2 protein-coding genes and 1 pseudogene are annotated in these 2,848 nt (G+C 71.4%); all 3 read right to left on the bottom strand.

Going from position 1 to position 2,848, the window contains the following annotated elements; translation table 11 throughout:
* Window positions 1–733: 733 nt before the first annotated feature.
* Window positions 734–814: pseudogene (locus AOK03_RS44960) on the bottom strand (SCO5717 family growth-regulating ATPase); the annotation flags it as partial.
* Window positions 815–1,110: 296 nt separating this feature from the next.
* Window positions 1,111–1,887 (bottom strand): hypothetical protein, encoded by a 777-nt coding sequence (locus AOK03_RS39140; protein WP_055570102.1) that lies wholly within the window; start codon window positions 1,885–1,887, stop codon window positions 1,111–1,113.
* Window positions 1,887–2,848: type VII secretion protein EccE (gene eccE / locus AOK03_RS39135; RefSeq protein ID WP_055570101.1), on the bottom strand; the 962-nt coding region annotated here is incomplete at its 5' end. The genes eccE and AOK03_RS39140, both read right to left, overlap by 1 nt.

Raw genomic sequence — 2,848 nt, 5'->3', positions numbered from 1 at the left:
CGTCCTGATCCAGATCACCGGAAGCATCGCGATCCCGGGCCTCCGCGAGGGCATCGACCTCGTCCTTCGGCACGACACCGGTCACATGCACGGAAGCCGCAGGCCCGGCCAGGGCCCCGCTCCAGTCGGAGGCCCCACCACTGGAAGCCACCGGCGGCACGACGGAAGGCACGAAGGGAGCGGCGGCAGGACCGGAAGAGCCAGCCGCACCAGCGCTACCTGCACCCGCGTCTGCACTCGCACCCTCACCCTGACCCGAAGACACCCCGGTGTCCGCGTCCTCCGAGCCCCCCGCCTCGTCCGCAGAGTCATCCGAGTCGACAGCAGGCTGGAACCCACTCCCCACGGGCAACTTCGGCACCGCACCCGGAACGCCCGCCGGAGGCGGACCCAGGGGCAGCGGCGGAGGCGGCGGAGCGGAGAAGGACGGCATGGCGGGCGGCGGCGTAGCAGCGACGGGAGCCGGAGCAGCCGTACCGGAATCCACCGAGCCAGAATCCCCAGAACCAGAATCCCCAGAACCGGAACCCACAGAACCGGAACCCGCCGAAGCAGAATCCCCCGGAGCGGAAACAGGCGGCGCAGGCGTGGAGGCAGACGGCGTGGACACAGGCGGCGTAGAGGCGGGCGGCGTGGAAACGGGCGGCGCCGAAGGCGTCTCACCCGCACTGCCCGAAGCGTTCTGCGTGTACCAGGCGGGCGGGGCGTAGTCGATGGTGAACTCGCCCGTCGTCTCGGCAGCGGACTCCGCGTCGGACTGATCATCGACGGGTGAGTCCCAGCCCCCGCGGATCTCGTCCCGATCGCTGTTCACAATGCCTCCTGATGTGGTCGAGCACCCTCGTGCCGTGGTGGGGGGCGACCGTTCCTGTCGTCCGATCCGCCTGGCTCTCCCCGTTGAGGGACGCGCACGACCCGCTCGAGGGTTCTGGCGTCGCGTCCTGTCCCAGCCTAATCACCAAAACCACGAGCACGGCAGGGCAGTCCACCCCACCAATGCTGTCCATTGCGTCACGCCCCACCCGGGAGCGATCCGCGTACATCAAACCGTGACGGACAAATCACCCAACACCCGACACCACACCCCGAATTGCCCGATGCTCAGTGGCATCAGTCCATCCGCCGGGCGGTACCCAACAATCCGGTCTCGGCATCGGTGGCCTGCGTCATCACGTACTGCCGGTCCCGATCGGCGCACCACAGGGTCACACCGTCGGTCAACGTCGGCAGCGACTCCACATCCGCACCCGGCAGCCCCAGCAGCCGCCCGATCTGTGCCGCTTCGTCCGGCGACACCCGCTGCACGCCCACCAACCGCGCCTGCCGCACGAGCCGAGGCGCGACGGGACTCAGATAGGGCAGCACCGTCAGCACGGACTGCCAGGGCGCGGACGCGACCCGACCCCGAGGCGGCCGCATCCCGCAGTCCCGCACGACGAGCACCGGACTCCCCGCGGAGGCCCCCTGCGGCGGCACCCGCCCCACGTCATGCACGGCCATCCCGCTCTGCCCGACCCCGAGCGCCTGCACCAACTGCGCCCACGCCCCGGCCCGCCCGGTCTCCACCGCGACCCGAGCCCCGGTCGCGGCCGCTCGCAGGGCAATGACCTGCGCCGTCCACAGTCCGCCGATGAAGACCATGTCGTACGGAGTGGGCCGATTGACGCCGAGCACGGCGGGGCTGCCGTCGGCATCGACGCCTATGACCACGCCGTCGTCCCCGACGGGGAGGTCGAGTTCGGGCAACGACTCCAGGGGAAGCACATGCCGGGGGTGCCGAGGCCCGATCAGACCGAACCCCGAACGAATCCGCTGCCGGGCACGAGCCGCCGTCGAAGGCTCCGATTCCCCGGACCGCGCGGACGGTGCAGGTGCAGGTGCGGTCATCAGCGAGTGCCCCCGAGCGGCAGAGTGGCAAGAGTTCCGGGCAGCTGTTCACGGTCGAGCCGCACGAGGCCGATCCTCGCCTGCCGTGCGGCGTGCTCCAACGCGCGCCTTGCGGATACGAGTTCGGCGTCGCCCCGTCCCGTCACGCGCATGTGGCCGCACAGCGACACCTCCCTGCGGTCATCGCGCCGCAGCGTCAGACTGAACGTGGTCGCCAGCGCCGGCACCGCGGTGAGCGCGGCCACGAGTTGAGGGAGGGGCTGCCCCGCGGAGCCGCCGAGCTGCGGCCAGCGCCGTACCCAGTACGTCGTGTGCCTGCGGTTGTCGCAACGCCACGACCGCGCCGATTCCTCGGTCCGGCGCTCCGGCGCATCGGCACGCCCCGCCTGGGCCGTGACCAGGGGGTTGGCGCCCGCGGACGCGGCGATGGCGGACGTCAGCTCCTCCTCGTCGAGCACCGTGACCCGGAAGCCCGCCCCGGTCAGCCGACTTGCCAGCTGATCGACGGCCCGCACCACGCACTTCTGGGCGCCGAGCAGCCCCCCTCCGCGTGCCGTCACGGCCTCCGGGCAGAGCTCCGGGTCGAGCTTGAGGGCGATCCAGGTGATCCGTACCGCGGGGGTCCCGGTCCGCGCCTGCAGGGGCGCGTAGTTGCCGACGGCGACGGAATCCTGCGGCAGGTGCAGCGCGGGTGCGGGCTGAGTGTGCAGCACCACCTGCGCGGACTCCAGCCGGATGCCGTCGACTTCGAGTGCGTCCGTCACGAGCCGCAAGGGGAGGGGCCGTTGACGCCTGTCGGCGCGCAACGAGGTTGCCTCCGACTCGACCTGCAGTACGACGGTGACGAAGGTGCCGTCCCCGACGATGCCCACGGAGCGGCGGTCCCTGTCGCCGTACGCGCAGGTCCGCAACGCGGGATCACATTCGACGGCCGGTGCGAGACCCGGTTCGGTGCCGGGGC

It is taken from the genome of Streptomyces atriruber (genome assembly GCF_001418325.1).
GTDB classification, from domain to species: domain Bacteria; phylum Actinomycetota; class Actinomycetes; order Streptomycetales; family Streptomycetaceae; genus Streptomyces; species Streptomyces atriruber.
This window is presented reverse-complemented; position numbering and strand designations above follow the sequence as displayed.